Genomic DNA, 19,322 nt, shown 5'->3' on the forward strand with positions numbered 1-19,322 from the left:
AAATTATTGCTATAAACTCAAGAATAATAGTTTTTTTGTAAGAAAGTATAAATAATATTATTATATTTACAGATATAAAAATATTTTATGATTATGGTAAAGAAAATCTTGTTTTTTTGTATTATTGGGTTTGTATGTTCAGAATATACCATTGCCAGTTCACCAAGAATAGACAGTTTGAGAAAAGAATTGTCAGAAATTAATAATGACTCTCAAGTAGAACGTCTTGCCGAAATTAATCTCCTGTTAAGTGAGGAATATGAGTCTGCAAATTCAGATTCATCAAATTATTTTACAGATAAAGGATTAGAGTTATACAATAAACCAGACTATAGCAGTTGGACATACCTTAGACTACTTAATTCAAAAGCCACATATTATTACTCTGTAGGTGAATTTAAAAAAGCAAAATCATTGTATCTGGATTTACTGTACCATGCATCTAAAATGAAAGAACGCTTATATGATTTTGAAGCTACCGTTTCGATGTCGACTGGTGTCACTTACAGAAAACTAGGCCTTCCAGATTCAACACTTTACTATTATAATATAGCTATTGATTATGGAAAGATTGCCGGCGACAAGAGCACTCTATCATCGATTTATTATAATATTGGAGCTATGTATTTCGCTAGCGAGAGATATGATGATGCACTGTCTAATGCAGAAATTGCCGCAAAATATGCAGAAGAGATAAATGATGTCAATATGTACATGTATGCCAGAATTCTGCTGGCTTCCGCTTATTCTAGAATGAAGAAATATAGTGAAGGAGCTGAGATTCTGAAAGATAATATTGAGAAAGCTATCAAAAATAATTTTACATTATTGGCCATGAGTTCTTTCAGTCCATTACTCAGTAACTATCAGCTATGGGGAAAAAAGGATTCTGCAAGAATTTACCTTCAGAAATATGAAAAGTATATAAATGACATTCCTTCAGGTAGTCCTACAGCTTTAGAAATGACAGCAGTACGTGCAAGCCTTTATAACTGGATGGGAGAATATAGGAAGAGTCTTGATTTACTGCTAAATAATCCGCAAATTCTTTCTCAAGTCTCGTATGAGGCTTATAACAGATTATTGGCGCATAATTATGAGGGATTGGGTGACTATAAAAATGCATTCAAAAAAATTCAGGATGCTTATGCTTACAGTGACTCTTTGATGAAAACACGCATAAACAGCGAAATGTCAGAACTTAATGCCAAACTTAACATAAATGCAAAAGAACTTGAAATTTCAAGACTTGAGAATGAACATGCTCGTCAGAAGGCAGCTAACGTTAGATTAGGAATTTATCTGGGTGCAGTCATTATACTATTGTCTATAATAATATTAATGCTACAACATAAACGTAAGATTCAACAAAAAGAATCAGAACTGGTTTCTGCAAAACGATATATAGAAGGACTTGAAAATGAGCGCAAAAGACTTGCAAAAGATTTACATGATGGAGTATGCAGTGACTTGCTTGGCGTAATAATGCAGGTTAAAAGAAAAGAAGTATCAGAAGAAGAAAAAAATAATATTATAAATCTACTTGAGAATATCAGAATTGGAGTAAGATCAATTTCTCACGAACTCATGCCGCCAAGTTTCCAATTCACTGATTTAGATGAAATGTTATATAATTACTTTATAAAGACTGAAGAACAGACAGGAATACACATTGAATATAATTCTGTTTCCGATACAGACTGGAAACATCTTCCCCATAAGGTCGGTTACGAGGTATACCGTATAATGCAAGAAATATTAAGTAATATAGTAAGACATGACAATGTCAAAAACATTCAGATAAAAATGGCTCATAAAGGTGGAATTCTAAGTCTAAATGTTTTTTATGACGGTAAATGGAATGATAAATACCACGAGGGAGACGGTATAGGAATGCGCACTATTGATGACAGACTGAAGACAATAGGCGGATCTTATTCTGTTAAAAAGGACAATTATGTATCTATTAATATAAACGTAAAACTGCCATAAATGTTAGGAGAAGCGTAAAAAATCACGGTTTTCAGTGAATTTTGTTTCTTTATATTTATGTTTCTTTGCATTGAAAAACAATTGTTATGTTGCAAATGAACGTAATTTAAATGTTATGATTTTGGATATGGATGAAATGAAAAACACTAATCCGTCAGTTTTGCTGGTAGATGACCATGCATTAATTCTTCAAGGAATTAAATTTATAGTAGATGAAATTCAAGGAATAGGAGAAGTGTGCACAGCATCTTCTGGCTCTGAAGCCATAGCATTAATGAAAAATAAAAAATTTGATGTATTCCTGCTTGATATAGAATTACCAGACTTGAGTGGTTTCGATCTTTTAGAAATTATCAGAAATAAATATCCTGAATCGCGCATAATCATCAACACTATGCATGAAGAAACATGGATCGTAAAAAAAGTGATACAAATGGGAGTTAATGGTGTTATTCTTAAGTCTGCAGACACAGAAGAAATTAAATCGGCCTTGGAATGCGTACTAAAAGGGGAAAACTATTTTTGTGATGAATTCAATAGAATAAAAAGAAGATTAAGACTTAAAGGGGACACTCCGGATTATCAATCATTATTAACCAACCGAGAAATGGATGTACTGAGAGCCATATCTTTAGGTATGCAGACAAAAGAGATTGCAGAATCACTACATGTATCAGTAAATACAGTTGAATCACATAGGAAAAGTCTATTCTCAAAATTTGAAGTTAGAAATGCTGTAGAACTTGTATTAAAAGCAATAAACAATGGCATTATACATCTTGATCCGAATAAGAATATCTGATTTCAGATACAAAATAAAATAACCTCTAAAAATTTCATAAATAACAAAGGGCAACACCTTTCAACATTTTGATTGGAATTGCCCTTTATTTCTAGTTTATGATATACTACGACATATTATCCTAAAACAGGAACCAGATATTTCGTAATAAGATAGCCACCACCTACAAGCCATATATAAAGGATTCCTGCCAAAACAAATGGTTTAGCGCCTGCCTGTTTGAACTTGTCTATACTTGTATCAGTTCCCAAAGCCGTCATGGCCATTGTAAGCATAAAGGTATCTATATACTCGATTGCTCCGTTCAGAGGAATTTCTTTTACGCTATCCACACCAAGGAGATATTGAAGCAATGAGTTAACACATATTATACCTATAAAACCGAAAGCAAACCATGGAATAGTGATTTTACTTTTCTGCGCTTTACCGTTTACATCTTTTGACTTACGTCCTGACAATGCTATACCCATTATCACAAGAACAGGGGCAAGCATCATAACACGAATCATTTTAGTGATTGTAGCTGTACCAGCAATTCCCAATGAATCAGTCGGATCCATTGCATTACCAGCTCCAGCCACATGTGCAACTTCATGTAATGTACTTCCTGTATATATTGCCACACCTGTATCTCCCAAAGCATCCAGCATTCCTGAACGATACATTATCGGATAAAGAAACATTGATATTGTTCCGAATATGACCACTGTTGAAACAGCAATGGCTGTTTTATGACCTTCACATTTTACTACAGGCTCAGCTCCAAGCACAGCAGCAGCACCACAAATAGCACTACCTGTAGCAGTCATCAATGATGTATCAGCATCCATTTTCAGTAATTTACCTAACCACACTCCTAGAAATATAGTTCCTGCCACAATTATTGTATCAATCACTACAGCCGGAATTCCCACTGCAGCCACTTGTGTAAGAGTTAATCGGAAACCATATAGCACAATTCCGGCACGAAGAATCTGCTTGGTACAGAATTTAATACCCGGTACCCATGTCTCAGGCAATTTATTTCTAAGGCTATTAGCATAAAGCATACCTAAAATTATACCTACTATCAGCGGACTGAATGACAGACTTTTTACAAAAGGAATTTCTGAAATGTAAAAAGCAGCGAAAGAGAATAATGCGATAAGTAAAATACCATGTATGGTATTGGCGCGATTTTCTTTTGTAAACATATCGTTATAGTTTAATGTTATAGTTTCTTGTTTTCGGCTGCAAAGATAGTGCATTTGACAATACGTTGTTTTTCATCTTATTTTATAGCTTATAACTTTTAGTAATAGCTAAAATGACGAATAAATACTGCTAGCTGCTTTTCCTATGTCGGGCATTATTGTTAATTTTGCATGCGAAATATAAATATGACAAAATGAAGAATCTAATTGGTATTTTTTGTGCTTTAGCTATCATTGTAGCAACATTTTCATCATGCAAAGACAAAAGCATGAAAATGAATAATCCACGTAATATAAAAGGGGTGGTAAGTTATAAACGTTCGTTCGGTGATCTGAACGCCGTACAGTTAAAATCGGCTAAAGCTATCGGTATATCACCTGTAGCATCACGCGAGGAAGCAAAGAGTCTTAAAAACAAACTTGTAGAAATAGAACCTTGCGAATATTATGACATGGACTCATTAACCCACTCTATCCCCTATCTTGTTCCTACAGCCAGTGTTTTACTTGAAAATATAGGCGAAAATTTTCTTGATTCACTCGAAAGCAAAGGACTTAATCCAAATAAGATTATTGTAACTTCGGTTACCCGCACTAAAGAGGATGTAAAACGTCTTAGACGTACTAATGTAAATGCATCTATGAACTCATGCCATTTTTACGGAACAACTTTTGATATAAGCTGGAAAAGATTTACAAAAGTCGAGGACCCTGACGGACGTCCAATGCAGGATGTGCGTGCAGACACACTAAAACTGGTTTTGGCTGAGGTTCTTCGTGATCTTAAAAAAGAAGAAAGATGTTATGTCAAATATGAACTGAAACAAGGATGTTTCCATATAACAGCAAGAAAATAACAGGATGAACAGATATTTTATCTACCTTGCCTACGACGGCACAAACTACCATGGATGGCAGATTCAGCCCAACGGTGACAGTGTACAGGAAACTCTTAATAAGGCTTTGAAAGTTTTCCTCAGAGACGAACGCATTGAAGTGGTTGGAGCCGGGCGTACAGATGCCGGCGTACATGCAAAACTTATGGTTGCACATTTTGATATAGACCGATGCCTGGATTGTAATATGGTAGTCGACAAACTGAACCGCCTGCTACCGCAAGATATATCTGTATACGATGTTAAACAGGTTAAAGAAGACGCACACGCACGCTTTGATGCCACTTATCGTACATATAAGTACTATATCACTGTACGCAAAGATCCGTTTGCCCGTCACTATTCCTGGAGATTATTTCAAAAGCCGGATATAGAGAAGATGAATGCTGCAGCAGCCACGTTGTTTGATTACACAGATTTCACAAGTTTCAGCAAACTACACACAGACGTTAAGACCAACAACTGTAAGATAATGCAAGCCCGCTGGACACAATGCGGAGAATATGAATGGGTTTTTACTATTAAGGCAGACAGATTTCTTCGTAACATGGTACGTGCCGTAGTTGGTACATTGGTGGAAGTCGGACGCGGGAAGCTCACTGTCGACGGTTTCCGCAAAGTGATAGAAGACAAAAACCGTTGCAGTGCCGGTACTTCTGTACCAGCCAATGCTCTGTTCCTCGTAGATATAGGTTATCCTGAAGATTTGTTCTTATAAAGATATATAACTCTTTCAACATTAGAGCAGTTGGATAATATTTTAAAGACTAAATACTTACTATAACTAAAAGACTCTAAAAATGTGGTTACTATTAGCTTTTTGCTCAGCTGCACTGCTGGGATTCTATGATGTATTCAAAAAGAAATCACTGGCAAACAATGCCGTTCTTCCCGTTTTAGGACTTAACACTTTATTCTCAAGTCTCATTTTCATTCCATTTATACTGATTTCATATTTCAGACCGGAAATGATTGAAGGTTCATTATTTTATGTACCTGAAGCAGGCTGGGAAGTTCACAAATTCATTATTCTGAAATCTTTCATAGTCCTAAGTTCATGGATGTTGGGATATTTCGGAATGAAACATTTGCCACTTACGATAGTAGGGCCAATAAACGCCACTCGCCCTGTTATGACATTGGTAGGTGCACTTCTCATCTTTGGCGAACGGCTTAATGTCTATCAGTGGATTGGGGTTCTACTTGCCATACTTTCATTTTTTCTCCTAAGTCGTTCAGGAAAAAAAGAAGGCATTGATTTCAAACACGACCGTTGGGTATGGTTTGTTGTTCTAGCAGCTGTTTTAGGAGCAATAAGTGGACTGTATGATAAATACCTTATGGGACAGTTTAATAATATGGTGGTACAGGCCTGGTATAACATCTATCAGTTGTTCCTAATGGGTGGCGTAATACTCTTTCTATGGTGGCCAAGGCGCAATCACGGTACCCCTTTCCGCTGGGACTGGTGTATTATAATGATATCAATATTTCTGTCAGCTGCAGACTTTGTATATTTCTATGCTTTGTCTATGGAAGACTCCATGATTTCAATTGTATCTATGGTAAGACGAAGCAGTGTTGTCGTTTCGTTCCTATTCGGTGCAATGGTATTCCGCGAGAAAAATCTTAAAAGCAAGGCTGTAGATTTGCTCTTGGTCCTAATCAGTATGTTATTCCTATATTTGGGAAATGTATTAGTATAATCTTACAGATTAAAAACTCAAAATAAAAATAATTTAAGCGATGATTAATTCAGTATTAACACTGTTAATCATCGCTTAAACTTTTATATTAATATAAAAAATAGACTGAGAATCATCTAATAAATAAAAAAGCCGCACCCGAGGCGTGACGAAACTCCGATAGACATGATTTGAGAGCTCAATTCCTTTGTAATCCACCGGCATAAATGCTACCCGAAGGCGTGGCCCGCCATTAGAATATGAAGCTTGTCTCGGTATTTCTTATAATTTGATGAGTTTCCCGATTCTGCAAGTGCGGCTATATTTTTGTATTACAAATATAATACAAAAAATTAATATTACAAAGTTTCACCTTCATTTTAATATAAAAAAAGCTGCTCTCATTTGTGAGAACAGCTTTTTAATGACTTTTTATTCCTTAGAAGCTATTAAGCAGCTTTTGCCTTAGCAACAACAGCTTTGAATGCTTCTGGATGATTCATAGCTAAATCAGCTAAAACCTTACGGTTGATTTCAATACCAGCTTTGTGCAAAGCACCCATCAGTTTAGAGTATGACATACCTTCCAAACGAGCAGCTGCATTGATACGCTGAATCCACAATGCACGGAAGTTACGTTTCTTATTCTTACGGTCACGGTAAGCATAAGTCAAACCTTTTTCCCAAGTATTCTTGGCTACTGTCCATACATTTTTTCTAGCACCAAAGTAACCTCTGGTTAAACCTAAAATTTTCTTTCTTCTTGCTCTTGAAGCAACGTGATTTACTGATCTTGGCATAGTTTTAATTCTTTTTTGAATGAAAGCGCCGATATTTTACAACCGGACTTAAAGCTAATACATTCGGTTAATAATTTAAATGATACAAAATACGCTTTTAAAGCTAAGATTACTTCATGCAAAGAAGTTCCTTTACCTGAGTCATGTTTGAACTGTGAACCAAACCTGAGTGTACAAGGTTTCTTTTCTGTTTCTTAGTCTTCTTAGTCAAAATGTGACTGTGAAAAGCGTGCTTTCTTTTGATTTTACCTGTTCCGGTAAGAGCAAATCTTTTTTTAGAACCGGAGTTAGTCTTGATCTTTGGCATCTTGTTTAAATTTTTAATTATTATTATTCTAAAGGCAATAACGCACTATACCTGCGCGTTATACGCTCTTGTTTTTTAATCTTCTTCCTCTTCAGTTTTAGCAGCCTTAGCTTGTGGAGCAGCCTTCTTTGGAGCCGGACCTTTCTTAGGAGTCAACGATATTATCATTCTTTTACCTTCCAGCAATGGCATCTGCTCTACTTTGGCATACTCTTCCAAGTCATTAGCAAAACGTAGCAAAAGAACCTCTCCTTGTTCTTTGAACAAGATTGAACGTCCCTTGAAGAATACGTATGCTTTTACTTTATCACCATCCTGCAAGAAACCAATCGCATGTTTAAGTTTAAAGTTGTAATCGTGTTCGTCTGTCTGTGGTCCGAAACGAATTTCCTTAACATTAACCTTAACCTGCTTTGCTTTCTGTTCCTTAGCACGTTTCTTTAATTGATAAAGGAATTTAGAATAATCTATAATTCTACAAACCGGTGGAACAGCATTGGGTGAAATTTCAACTAAGTCAGCTTCATGCTCTTCGGCCATCTTTAAAGCTTGCGCCAACGGATAAACTGCTGATTCAATATCATCGCCCACTATGCGGACTTCTTTGGCACGAATCTGTTCATTGATTCGATGTTGCCCTTTTAAATTGTCATTCTTCATTAATAACTTTTATTCCAGTTTGAATTACGTTTTTATAAATTATTCTTTAATAGTTTTTACACCGTTTTCATGAATATTTAATCCGTATTCATGAAAACGGTTGCAAAGTTACCATTTATTTATCATATTATGAACTTCTTCTGCAATATTTTTTGCAAAATCTTCTATTTTCATACTTCCCTTGTCGCCTTCACCCTGTTTTCTCACAGCAACTTCACCATTTTCAGCCTCTTTTTCACCTACGATAAGCATATAAGGAATACGTTTCATTTCATTATCACGTATTTTTCGGCCAATCTTTTCGTTTCTGTCGTCAACCAAGGCACGGATATCATATTTCTTGAGTTCCATACGAACTTTGTCCGCATATTCATTGAATTTTTCAGAAATAGGAAGAATTGCTACCTGATCAGGAGTCAACCACAATGGGAACTTACCAGCTGTATGCTCGATAAGAACTGCCACGAAACGTTCCATTGATCCGAAAGGAGCACGGTGAATCATAACAGGACGATGCTTCTGGTTGTCCGATCCCATGTATTCCAACTGGAATCTTTCCGGCAAGTTGTAGTCAACCTGGATAGTACCCAACTGCCAACGGCGTCCAAGGGCATCTTTCACCATAAAGTCTAGTTTAGGACCATAGAACGCAGCTTCACCATATTCGATTTTTGCAGGCAATCCCTTTTCCTGACAAGCTTCAATGATAGCCTGTTCAGCCTTTTCCCAATTTTCTTCTGATCCGATATATTTTTCACGGTTCACTTTATCTCTCAATGAAATCTGAGCCTCGAAGTTCTGAAGTCCCATTGAAGTAAACACGATTGAAATGATGTCCATAACACGCAGAAACTCATCCTTAACCTGGTCAGGGCGACAGAACAAGTGAGCATCATCCTGTGTAAAGCTACGTACACGAGTCAATCCATGCAATTCACCACTCTGTTCGTAACGACATACAGTACCGAACTCAGCGATACGCAAAGGCAGGTCACGATAAGAACGTGGAGAATTCTTGTATATCATACAGTGATGAGGACAGTTCATCGGTTTCAGGAAGTATTCCTCTCCTTCTTCCGGAGTATGGATTGGCTGGAATGCATCCTTACCATATTTTGCATAGTGTCCTGAAGTGACATAAAGAAGTTTGTTACCGATTGGCGGACACATTACTTCCTGATAATCATATCTTGACTGAATACGACGCAAAAAGTCCTGAAGACGTATACGAAGAGCAGTACCCTTTGGCAACCACATAGGCAAACCCTTACCTACTGTATCTGAAAACATGAACAAGTCCATTTCCTTACCAATCTTACGGTGGTCACGTTTCTTAGCTTCCTCAAGCAATGCTAAATATTCGTCAAGCATTTTTTTCTTAGGGAAAGAAATACCGTAGATTCTGGTCATCTGCTTGCGGTCTTCCTGTCCTCTCCAGTATGCACCTGCTACTGACAACAGTTTCACAGCCTTGATAGGAGCAGTAGAAGTCAAGTGTGGTCCACGACACAAGTCTGTAAACGCACCCTGAGTATAAGTCGTGATATGTCCGTCTTCAAGTTCAGAGATAAGTTCGCACTTATAAGTTTCTCCTCTTTCGCCGAACATTTTCAAAGCATCTTCTTTAGATATGTTTTCACGAACCAGAGCCTCTTTCTTGGCAGCCAGTTCCGCCATTTTCTTTTCTATTGCAGGCAGGTCACCTTCCTTGATAACAGCCTCGCCCGGATCCACATCATAGTAGAAACCGTTTTCTATAGCCGGACCAATACCGAACTGTATTCCAGGATAGAGTTCCTGAAGAGCCTCAGCCAACAAGTGTGCACTTGTATGCCAGAAGGCATGTTTACCCTGTTCATCATCCCACTTATAAAGTACGAATTCAGCATCTTCATTTATAGGACGACTCAAATCAATAGTCTCACCATTAACGCTGCATGCCAGCACATCCTGTGCCAGACGAGAGCTAATGCTTTCTGCAATCTGCAGACCGGTTACACCTTCGTTGTATTCACGAACCGAACCATCCGGGAAAGTTATTTTAATCATAATTTTATATTTTAATCTTATTTCATTTCAATATTATCCGCAAAAGTAGTAAAAGTTTCTTTAATAGGTTTCTTTTTGATATAAAATGTTATTCTTCTTTTACAGTAAAACGTTTTATGATATTATATGCAGAGAAGAGCCCAAGCTCACCGGCCTTACTCAAATCCTGTATTCCTAACCTGTTATTTCCCAGGAAGATGTGGGTAAGTCCTCTATTGAAATATGCGTCAGCCATATTTGGATCAATCTCAAGCACCTTATTATAATCAGCTATCGCACCGCGATAATCCTTCATTATTGTAAGAATGTTAGCTCTGTTATAATAAGCATACACAAAATCAGGAGCCAGTTCTATAACCTTATCCAAATCCTCGCGTATCTTTGCATAATCCAAAGATCTTACTTGAGCCGTCTTCTCATCTGTCGCAACTATTTCAAAACTCTTCTCGCGTTTCCTGTATTCAAGTTCCTTATAATGTATCAATGCACGCGTGAAATATGCAGGGAAGAACAATGAATCTCTGCTTATACATTCATTCAAGTCATTCAAGGCATTGTCAAAATCCTGTACAAGATAAAAATCCAAAGCACGCGAATAATAATTCAACGCATTATCAGGATTAGCTGCTATAACAGCCGACAGCTGGTCAATAGAACTGAAATGCTGTTTAACCAGCGTTTCATTCAATGCCATTTCATTATTAGTAATGATAAGTCTCTCAGGGAAGAGATGCTTCTCGTTCATCTGAGCTATCTTGTTATAGAAATTGATCTGCCTTCTTACCTCATCCTTACGCTCATAATAAGTCAACGCAAACATAGGCTGAGGCAAAATGTTGATATTCTTGTCCTGTACTCTTCCGCGATAATTTGTCTTGTATTTGCTTTCCGTATCATCATTGTCCGCAACAACAATCTTACGGTAGTTATTCATATTCTTATCCGACTTCTTTCTAGTTTTATCATTCGAAGCCGTATTGTTTTTCGTACCGGACTGAGCATCAATCTGAGCCTTCAGCATTACGATTTCGTCTGCATCAGCCCTCTTGAGGTCTCCCATTTTCCGATAAGCTTCAGCCCTGCACTGATAACCTGGCATGAAGTTAGGATATTCATCCAGAACAGCTGTATAGTCTTCTACTGCACCTTTATAATCGCCTGTTTTGCTTCGCAGCAGTCCTCGGTTGAATGCAGCCATAAGATTGTCCGGTTCAACACTGAGCACAAAATCAAAATCCTCAATAGCTCTATTATCATCGCCCACCTGCGCTCTGAGCAAACCGCGGTTGTAATGTCCTATAAGATTGGTTTTGTCGATATCGAGTGCTATATCATAATCCGCCATTGCACCACGCAGATTATTCTGATGATACCTGGCCAATGCCCTATTAATATATATGCCGGAATTTTTGAAAGAAAGTCTGGCCGCCTCATCAAAATCAGCTTCAGCTTCGGCATACTTTCCTCTCTGCATAAAAAGAACAGCCCTCGATGCCCACGGGTCAGGGTTATATCTGTCCATCTCTATCGCTTTGTCAGCATCACTCATAGCCTGAAGTGTATCCTTCATTTTCAATGACACTTCAGTACGCATCAGATATGCATCTGTATATTTAGGGGAAATGGAGATGAGTGTATCAAGTTCAGCTCTTGCTCGTGAATAATCCTTTTTCTGTATTCTGCATAGTATAAGATTATGCCATAACGCCTCATTTTCAGGTTCAATAGTCAATGCCTTCTGATAATCTGCAATTGCGCCGTCAAAATTTTCCTGGCGTATTCTTGAGATACCTCTTATCTGATATGAATTGGCAACAAACGGATTACGTTCTATCGACTCCGTACAATCGGCTTCTGCTCCCTGAAAGTCATCCAAATTAATTTTTGCCAGTCCTCTATAAAAAAAAGGCTCGGCCAAATATGGCTTTGCATTTATAACCTGATTAAAATATTGTATAGACAATACATAATCTTCAAAATAAAGAGCATTCTTACCTATGGTCATTACCCTGTCAGTATTAATTTGCGACAGGGCTGCCACAGGCATCATCAAGCCTATATATAATATGTATAGAAGCTTATTTATCATTTTACAGTCTTCACCTTGTAAGCACAACGAGCCTTACCTTCTACCATCTTGTTCAGTTTTCCCTTTATCATCTGTTTTCTCAGTGGAGACAAATGATCTATGAACATTGTTCCGTCCAAATGATCAAACTCATGCTGCATTACCCTTGCCAGATATCCTTCCACCCATTCATCGTGCGGATTCATATCTTCATCAAGATAAGTAACACGGATTTTATCCGGACGTTTAACACTTTCATGCACTCCTGGCAAACTCAAGCATCCTTCTTCCATTGATACAAGTTCTTCACCTGTTTCAACAATATGTGCATTGATATATGCTCTACGAAAACCTTTAAATTCAGGCATATCATCAGACAGCACGTCAAGATTTACCACAACCACACGGATAGGTAATCCAATCTGAGGAGCTGCCAAACCTACACCATCTGCACGATCCATAGTCTCGAACATATTTGTAATAAGTTCTTTCAAGTCTGGATAATCAGGAGTTATATCTTCAGCCACCTTACGCAAAACAGGTTGGCCATATACATAAATCGGTAAAATCATATTTATTGCAATTATTCTGTTTATTAATATTTTTTCGATTCCAAATAAGACTGTAGAATTATAGTAGCGCTTATTTCATCCACAAGAGCCTTGTTCTGTCTGTCCTTTTTCTTCAGACCTCCGGCCAGCATAGCCTGATGAGCTAGAACTGATGTAAATCTCTCGTCAACCAGCTCTACCGGCATGTCAGGGAGCAGTTTCTTCAGTCTGTTCATAAAAGGTATAATATTCTTCATATTCTCCGAATCCTCATAATTCATCTGTCTAGGATGTCCTATTATTATCCGGTCCACCTTTTCACGACTGACATAATTCTGAATAAAATCGGCAAGCTCGTGTGTAGATACGGTTGTAAGCCCGCTTGCAATAATCTGCATCGGATCCGTAACAGCAAGCCCTGTGCGCTTTCTACCGTAATCTATAGCTAAAATTCTACCCATAAGTGGCAGCAAATTTACAAATTAATTTATTAACACCTTATATATAAGACTTAAAAAATCCTAGCGCTTGGTTAATACACCAGACCTACATTGTCAATCCAGAGGGTATTCCCTGGAGAACCTACAAACGCTCCACCTATGCTTGACGTGAACTGCACGATGATATGAGTCGGAGTTTCATCCTTGCCAGCCCAACCGTCTTCTTTTATCATCACACTCTCACCTTTGCTGTTACGGGCATGATACCCACCGGTTCCCAAAGCCATAAGTTCAGGCACATAGTTACTGTTGCCGGTTATATCGCCATACATTATCTCGTATGTAGCACCTTCCTTCCAGTCTGAATTCTCCGAATATTTCACCGCAGCAGTACCTACTCGTTTTGCTATGATATTTCCTTCAGCGTCTTCAGTTCTTTTTTGAAGGAAACAAACCATTATTGCCGCATCTTTTCCTTTCACTACAGATTTTTTGCTAAATCCAGTCATACGAATTCTGTCTTTCTGGTCAGACATTTTTACTTTATAGTCATAACGTATGGCCTTTGGTCTTTTCGAGAAAGGAACTCCACAATTCAGTTTTTCTTCGCCGTCCTTGGTACCTGTTATAGGTTCTTTAATATCCCCAAGGAACATAGACCCTGATGCCAATACAGAAATATTTACCAGTCCCAATACCTTAACACTTTCAATATGAGTTTCCAAACGCGCACACTTACCATGCGTGAGTTTTTCTGGAAACACACTGGTATTTGTCTTTACTATACCTGCCACTTTAGCCATGACATTAGAGTTTCCCCATGGCGAGCCTCCTTGGTTTTTATATGGAATATTTCCGTCAAAATTCATCTCAGGACCCAGTTCATACAAATATTTAACGTTACCACCTATAATAGACGACTCTTCTATCCTACGCGTCACCCAACTGTCCATATCACCATATTTAAACAGTTCGAATTTTTCCTGCGCCATGACGGGAACCGCAAACATAAATCCTATCAAGCCAACATAATACCTATTTTTCATAAAAAGCTGAATTATATTTTACAAATTGCAAAGGTATAAAAAAAAGCGACAGCATACATGCCATCGCTCATAATATGATAATTATAATAATAAATCAGAATAATATGCTATATCAATACACTCGATACAACAACCATGATCCCTGGAAATCCTGACGGTTAGGATATTTTGCCTTAAAAGCATCTCTTGCAGCAGCAGCTTCTTCTCTGGTATCGAAAGATGCAACTATCACACGATACATATTACGTTCAGCATTGTATACTACTTTTGCGCTATATCCCTGACCATCAAGTGTAGACTTCAATCCATCAGCATTAGCTTTTACACCAAAACTACCACATACTACACTGAAAGCCTTAAGACCATCGCCTGAAACAAGTTCTACTTTCTCTTCACGCACAGGAGCTGGGGTCACCGGAGCTGGTGTTGTAGCAACTGGAGCAGCTTCTACTACAGGTGCAGTCTCCACAACAGCTTCCTGCTGGTTTGCAGCTTCAGCCAATTCATTCTGTTTAGCTTTTTCGTATGCTTTCTTATAAGCACTTTCACTTGATTTGCAAGAAGAGAATGCCAACACAAGGCATAATCCCATTCCTAAGACGAATAATTTTTTCATGTTGCCTTACATTTATTTGTTATAATAATCTGCTAACTTAATTTTTCGGCAAAAGTAGCAATATAAACCTTTTCTTGCTGTTAAAATCAGTTAATTATACAGTAGAGTAAATAAATTGTCAATTTTTATCTGATAAATGCGGACAAAATAAAATCTTTTTTATTAGATTTGTAGAAAGCAAATTTAAACACAGTATGATTATCATACACACTGATAAAACATAATTATCATGAAAGCATTAAACATTGTAGCAGCATTCTTGGGCGGGGTAGCTCTTGGTGCAGCAGCCGGAATTTTATTCGCTCCGGAGAAAGGCGAAGACACTCGTAGAAAAATAGCTGAAATCCTTCGTCAGAAAGGAATCAGACTTAACCGTGCTGAAATGGAAGACTTGGTCGACCAGATTGCAGCAGAAGTAAAAGATGCAGAATAAAAGCATTAACCTGACAGAAAATACATCGAAACTGTCGAGTTTAGAAACTTGAGAAAAAGTTCACTAGGGATTTTAAAAGGAAAAGCCGCTCACGCAAACGCGACTGACGGAACTTCCTTTTAAATTTCCCTTTTTTATTAATCGCTAAGTAAAAAAATAATATGTTTGCCAACGACAAAAGTATTGATAATCTTGAAGCGTTGTTTAAAGAGATTAAGAAATACATCGAGCTTCAGGGACAATACATCAAACTAGATCTGGTAGAGAAGCTAACCATTCTAATATCAACACTTATTCTGATCTGCGTTCTCATAGTTTTGGGAATGACAGCCTTGTTTTATTTTTCATTCATGCTGGTCTATACTATTGATTCATTCGTAAATAACATCATAGCCAGTTACGCCATAATAGGTGGATGCATTCTGTTGCTTGGAATAGCGATATACATGCTCAGACAAAAAATAATCTTCCAGCCAATGGTCAATTTTTTGGCACGACTATTCCTAGAGGATAAAGAAGAAAATAACCCTAAACCATAATATACAATGAACGAAACGACCAAATACAGCATACAAATCATCTCTGACAGGAAAAACAGCAAAAAAGCAGAGCTGAGAGCGTCAAAGGAAAGGATCCACGAACTGACGCAGAACCTTTTCTCACCACCTGAGACAAAAAGCAAAATGGATCTGATGATGCACCATTTCAACACCGGAATGGCTGCATACGACGGTATTATGACAGGAGTAAAGATATATAGAAGAATAAAAGAAATATTTTCCGGCAAAAAGCACAAAAAACTATCATAGGCCAACTGTTTATGACACGGTTATTTTTATTATGTTTGCGCTGAATTTCAATTTAATATTTATAAACCAAAAGAAATTATGAAGAAAACTTGGACAATCATCACTGTTATAGCAGTAATTGCAATTTTAGTAATTTACAGTATTTCATCTTACAACTCACTCGTTTCGCAAGACGAATCGGTAAGCACAGCATGGAGCAATGTAGAAAACCAGTACCAACGTCGTGCCGACCTTATCCCTAACCTTGTGAATACCGTGAAAGGATATGCAGCACACGAAAAAGAAACTTTGGATGCTGTTGTATCGGCAAGATCGAAAGCTACACAGGCTACTATCAGCATAGACGATCTTACTCCTGAAAAGCTTCAGGCATACCAGAAGGCACAAGGTGAAATAGGTGCAGCACTCGGCAGACTGCTTGCTATAACAGAGAACTATCCGGACCTTAAAGCAAACGAAAATTTCCAGGCTTTGCAGGCTCAGCTCGAAGGAACAGAAAACAGAATCAGCGTGGAACGCAGAAAATTCAACGAAATAGCCAAGAATTACAACACAACAATCCGCCGTTTCCCTAAAAACATTATTGCCGGAATGTTCGGATTCGAGAAACGTCCTTATTTCGAAGCAGCCGAAGGTTCTGAAAAAGCACCGGAAGTAAAATTCTGATACGACTATGAGAAGACTGCATTTCGTAGCAATACTGCTCGCATTGTGCTGTTGCATGACGGCTACCGCAAAAGAATATAAGGTAAAGGATGTTCCTATGGTACATCTCACGGATCGTACCCGATACGTCAGCAATCCTGACAATATTCTTTCCGCATCGACTGTTGCCGCCATAGACACCATACTGTTTTCACTGGAGCAGAAAACAGGAATACAGGTTCTTGTAGTTGCCGTAGAACAGATTGAAGGCGGCGACTGTTTTGATTTCGCATACCGCCTCGGACAGGAAAACGGAGTCGGACAGAAAGAAAAAGACAACGGTCTTGTCATACTTCTCGTAACGGGCGAACGCTGCATCCAGTTTGCCACTGGATACGGACTTGAAGGTGTATTGCCTGATGCCATCTGCAAGAAAATACAGGTGCGATACATGAACAAGGCATTCTCGCAAGGGAATTGGGATGCAGGAATGCTTGCCGGGATAAAAGCAGTCAGAGGATACCTTGACGGAGAAAGCGGAACTCCGGACAAGCCAAGTTCCGGCTCAGGAGAAGATTCTATAATATTGTTCCTGCTGCTTTTCGGAGTCATAGGATTTACAATGTTCTATCTTTGGCTTAACATCCGCAGGCAGAGACGTTGCCCCAAATGCCATAAACAGACTATGAAAGTCATTTCCAGACGTACGATAGCAAAATATCCTACATACCATATCGAAGAAATAGTGTCATGCTGCTCAAACTGCGGCCACTATGTACGCAAGGAACAGCGTGTGGATGATGAGAACAATCATCACCACGGCAGACGAAGCGGACCGTTCGGTGGAGGTATCTTCATGGGAGGAGGCTTCGGAAGAGGTAGCGGCTTTGGAGGCGGTGGCTTCGGAGGCGGAAGTTTCGGCGGAGGCAGCTTCGGAGGTGGAGGTGCCGGAAGTAAATTCTAATCAATATTTAAATGGAGTTTAAACAGTGTTTAATTGCTGTTTAAACTCCATTTAAGTATATCTCACAAGGTTTTCCACTTGAACGATGATCTAAATTTATCAATATTTTCAGTTGAATGTTTTTTTCTTCCCCTAAACATGAAAAATCAGCATTCTCAATCACATGGCAGCCATTAGCTTCGCAAATCTTATCAAAATCTATATACTTCTTCCCTTTCTCTGCTATTCCATGAGAGTCTATAATAATAAAAAGAGGCTTCTTCTCCAAAATAGAATAAAGGACCTTCTCACTCAGAAAGGTTTCTGTGGCGAAATACATATCCGTTCCGTATTCGTTTTTCTCAAGATTGGCAGTATGCAGCAATAAAGCCATATCTTCAAGAGTAGTAAGACTTTTAACATCTTCCAATTGGGGCATTCCATATTGACAATCAAGGACCATTGCCTTGATATTGTATTCTGACTTTTCAGGAACTTTTGTATAACAATCCAGATGAGTGCTCACGTGTCCTCTTGCGCCTACCTTATCGGCCTGTGCATCAGCACATCTGATCGCAGGAGAATTTTCATCCAATTTTATATGTAACTGTTTCATGTATTTCATTCATTTATTTTTATTTCGACTGATAAAAGTATATAAAAACCTATAATTTCATACTATTTCTAATGAGTAAATTACATTTTACGCAATAACGGGTTCATAAGATTTTGCAAACAATATTGTTTACATTATTTTTGTTGCAGTTAATGTCAAATTAAATTATGTCTATGGACGCAATTCAATTACTGAAAGACAGAAGAAGTGTCAGAAAACACAAAAAGTAAGACGTTCCGAGAGAACTCATTACTGAAATTATCCAACTGAGACGGTATGCCCCTTCTTGGTCCAACTATCAGATAGCAAGGTATAATATAATTGATAATAAAACTATTATAGAAGACATAGCCAACAACTGTATGCAAGGTTTGGTTTATAATACTAAAACACTCAACATAGCAAGTGGTGTAGTAGTATTAAGCTATGCAACAGGTAAAAGCGGTTCTTTGGAAAGAAAGGTCAAGCCGGAAGACGCCACTCCGGGTAACAGTGCTGCATAGGAATGTTTTGATGCCGGTATAGCTTGCCTGCAATTCTATCTTTCTGCATACACAAAAGGAGTTGCCACATGTGTATTGGGAGTAATCAACAACGAAGCTATTGCGAAAAGGATTGGCCTGCCTGAAAACGAAAAAGTTGCAGCGCTTATTGTTTACGGTTACGAAGAGGGTGAACATCATGAAGCTCCTGCAAGAAAAGAAGTAGAAGAGATTTTGCGTTTTATAGAATAACGATAATTACATAATTACCACACCCAAAGTTCAGCCT

Annotated in this window: 22 protein-coding genes and 1 pseudogene; 12 read left to right on the forward strand and 11 right to left on the reverse strand. The window is 38.0% G+C overall.

Annotation, left to right across the window (positions count from 1 at the left end; genetic code table 11):
* The first annotated feature begins 93 nt into the window (after positions 1–93).
* Positions 94–1,992 (forward strand): tetratricopeptide repeat-containing sensor histidine kinase, encoded by a 1,899-nt coding sequence (locus Q0486_RS00215; RefSeq protein WP_299229010.1) that lies wholly within the window; start codon positions 94–96, stop codon positions 1,990–1,992.
* Positions 1,993–2,119: 127 nt separating this feature from the next.
* Positions 2,120–2,794 (forward strand): response regulator transcription factor, encoded by a 675-nt coding sequence (locus tag Q0486_RS00220; protein WP_299229188.1) that lies wholly within the window; start codon positions 2,120–2,122, stop codon positions 2,792–2,794.
* 116 nt (positions 2,795–2,910) lie between these two features.
* Here Q0486_RS00220 and Q0486_RS00225 read toward each other — a convergent pair whose 3' ends face one another.
* Positions 2,911–3,987 (reverse strand): YeiH family protein, encoded by a 1,077-nt coding sequence (locus Q0486_RS00225; RefSeq protein ID WP_299229014.1) that lies wholly within the window; start codon positions 3,985–3,987, stop codon positions 2,911–2,913.
* Positions 3,988–4,256: 269 nt separating this feature from the next.
* Between Q0486_RS00225 and Q0486_RS00230 the strand changes: the two genes are divergently transcribed.
* From Q0486_RS00230 to Q0486_RS00240, 3 genes are all read left to right on the forward strand, one after another.
* Positions 4,257–4,844 (forward strand): DUF5715 family protein, encoded by a 588-nt coding sequence (locus Q0486_RS00230; RefSeq protein ID WP_299229191.1) that lies wholly within the window; start codon positions 4,257–4,259, stop codon positions 4,842–4,844.
* A 4-nt stretch (positions 4,845–4,848) separates the two neighbouring features.
* Positions 4,849–5,601, forward strand: a complete 753-nt coding sequence (truA, locus tag Q0486_RS00235; protein WP_299229017.1) for a tRNA pseudouridine(38-40) synthase TruA — start codon at positions 4,849–4,851, stop codon at positions 5,599–5,601.
* Between the two features lie 82 nt (positions 5,602–5,683).
* Complete coding sequence (locus Q0486_RS00240; protein WP_299229019.1) at positions 5,684–6,589, forward strand: DMT family transporter; 906 nt, start codon at positions 5,684–5,686, stop codon at positions 6,587–6,589.
* Positions 6,590–7,017: 428 nt separating this feature from the next.
* Here the strand turns inward: Q0486_RS00240 and rplT are convergent, their stop codons facing one another.
* The 9 genes from rplT to Q0486_RS00285 all read right to left on the reverse strand — a co-directional run bounded on the left by rplT (position 7,018) and on the right by Q0486_RS00285 (position 15,105).
* Entirely contained in the window at positions 7,018–7,368 is a 351-nt protein-coding gene (gene rplT / locus Q0486_RS00245; RefSeq protein ID WP_007560377.1) for a 50S ribosomal protein L20, read from the reverse strand.
* Positions 7,369–7,477: 109 nt separating this feature from the next.
* Positions 7,478–7,675, reverse strand: coding sequence for a 50S ribosomal protein L35 (gene rpmI, locus Q0486_RS00250; RefSeq protein WP_294455257.1), 198 nt, complete (start codon positions 7,673–7,675; stop codon positions 7,478–7,480).
* Positions 7,676–7,750: 75 nt separating this feature from the next.
* Positions 7,751–8,335 (reverse strand): translation initiation factor IF-3, encoded by a 585-nt coding sequence (gene infC / locus Q0486_RS00255; protein ID WP_154043879.1) that lies wholly within the window; start codon positions 8,333–8,335, stop codon positions 7,751–7,753.
* Between the two features lie 108 nt (positions 8,336–8,443).
* Positions 8,444–10,384, reverse strand: a complete 1,941-nt coding sequence (thrS, locus tag Q0486_RS00260; RefSeq protein WP_299229028.1) for a threonine--tRNA ligase — start codon at positions 10,382–10,384, stop codon at positions 8,444–8,446.
* Between the two features lie 88 nt (positions 10,385–10,472).
* Positions 10,473–12,473: a tetratricopeptide repeat protein gene (locus Q0486_RS00265; RefSeq protein WP_299229031.1), complete on the reverse strand. Its 2,001-nt coding sequence runs from the start codon at positions 12,471–12,473 to the stop codon at positions 10,473–10,475.
* Positions 12,470–13,024, reverse strand: coding sequence for a peptide deformylase (gene def / locus Q0486_RS00270; RefSeq protein ID WP_299229034.1), 555 nt, complete (start codon positions 13,022–13,024; stop codon positions 12,470–12,472). The genes Q0486_RS00265 and def overlap by 4 nt, the downstream gene beginning before the upstream one ends.
* Before the next feature lie 23 nt (positions 13,025–13,047).
* Positions 13,048–13,464 (reverse strand): Holliday junction resolvase RuvX, encoded by a 417-nt coding sequence (gene ruvX / locus Q0486_RS00275; protein WP_299229037.1) that lies wholly within the window; start codon positions 13,462–13,464, stop codon positions 13,048–13,050.
* A 71-nt stretch (positions 13,465–13,535) separates the two neighbouring features.
* On the reverse strand, positions 13,536–14,489 hold the full coding sequence (locus tag Q0486_RS00280; protein WP_299229040.1) for a PCMD domain-containing protein: 954 nt from the start codon (positions 14,487–14,489) through the stop codon (positions 13,536–13,538).
* Positions 14,490–14,601: 112 nt separating this feature from the next.
* A complete protein-coding gene (locus Q0486_RS00285) occupies positions 14,602–15,105 on the reverse strand; it encodes an SPOR domain-containing protein (protein ID WP_299229043.1) in 504 nt (167 codons plus the stop codon).
* Between the two features lie 229 nt (positions 15,106–15,334).
* On the opposite strand from Q0486_RS00285, the gene Q0486_RS00290 reads away from it, so the two are divergent.
* From Q0486_RS00290 to Q0486_RS00310, 5 genes are all read left to right on the forward strand, one after another.
* Positions 15,335–15,538, forward strand: a complete 204-nt coding sequence (locus Q0486_RS00290; protein WP_154043886.1) for a YtxH domain-containing protein — start codon at positions 15,335–15,337, stop codon at positions 15,536–15,538.
* A 161-nt stretch (positions 15,539–15,699) separates the two neighbouring features.
* A complete protein-coding gene (locus tag Q0486_RS00295) occupies positions 15,700–16,077 on the forward strand; it encodes a phage holin family protein (RefSeq protein ID WP_299229048.1) in 378 nt (125 codons plus the stop codon).
* 6 nt (positions 16,078–16,083) lie between these two features.
* The gene (locus Q0486_RS00300; RefSeq protein WP_154043888.1) at positions 16,084–16,347 is read left to right on the forward strand and encodes a hypothetical protein; all 264 of its coding nucleotides are present in this window, start codon (positions 16,084–16,086) and stop codon (positions 16,345–16,347) included.
* Between the two features lie 78 nt (positions 16,348–16,425).
* Entirely contained in the window at positions 16,426–17,013 is a 588-nt protein-coding gene (locus Q0486_RS00305) for a LemA family protein (RefSeq protein WP_299229052.1), read from the forward strand.
* Between the two features lie 7 nt (positions 17,014–17,020).
* Positions 17,021–17,956 carry a TPM domain-containing protein gene (locus Q0486_RS00310; protein ID WP_299229055.1) on the forward strand — a complete coding sequence of 312 codons (936 nt, stop codon included), beginning with the start codon at positions 17,021–17,023 and terminating at the stop codon, positions 17,954–17,956.
* 40 nt (positions 17,957–17,996) lie between these two features.
* Here the strand turns inward: Q0486_RS00310 and Q0486_RS00315 are convergent, their stop codons facing one another.
* The gene (locus tag Q0486_RS00315) at positions 17,997–18,551 is read right to left on the reverse strand and encodes a hypothetical protein (RefSeq protein WP_299229058.1); all 555 of its coding nucleotides are present in this window, start codon (positions 18,549–18,551) and stop codon (positions 17,997–17,999) included.
* A gap of 362 nt (positions 18,552–18,913) precedes the next feature.
* On the opposite strand from Q0486_RS00315, the gene Q0486_RS00320 reads away from it, so the two are divergent.
* Together Q0486_RS00320 and Q0486_RS00325 are read left to right on the forward strand one after the other, a co-directional pair.
* The gene (locus Q0486_RS00320; RefSeq protein ID WP_299229061.1) at positions 18,914–19,054 is read left to right on the forward strand and encodes a hypothetical protein; all 141 of its coding nucleotides are present in this window, start codon (positions 18,914–18,916) and stop codon (positions 19,052–19,054) included.
* 15 nt (positions 19,055–19,069) lie between these two features.
* A pseudogene (locus tag Q0486_RS00325) lies at positions 19,070–19,285 on the forward strand (nitroreductase family protein); the annotation flags it as partial.
* Between the last annotated feature and the right edge of the window lie 37 nt (positions 19,286–19,322).

The sequence above is a fragment of the uncultured Bacteroides sp. genome (genome assembly GCF_937912035.1).
GTDB lineage: Bacteria > Bacteroidota > Bacteroidia > Bacteroidales > Bacteroidaceae > Phocaeicola.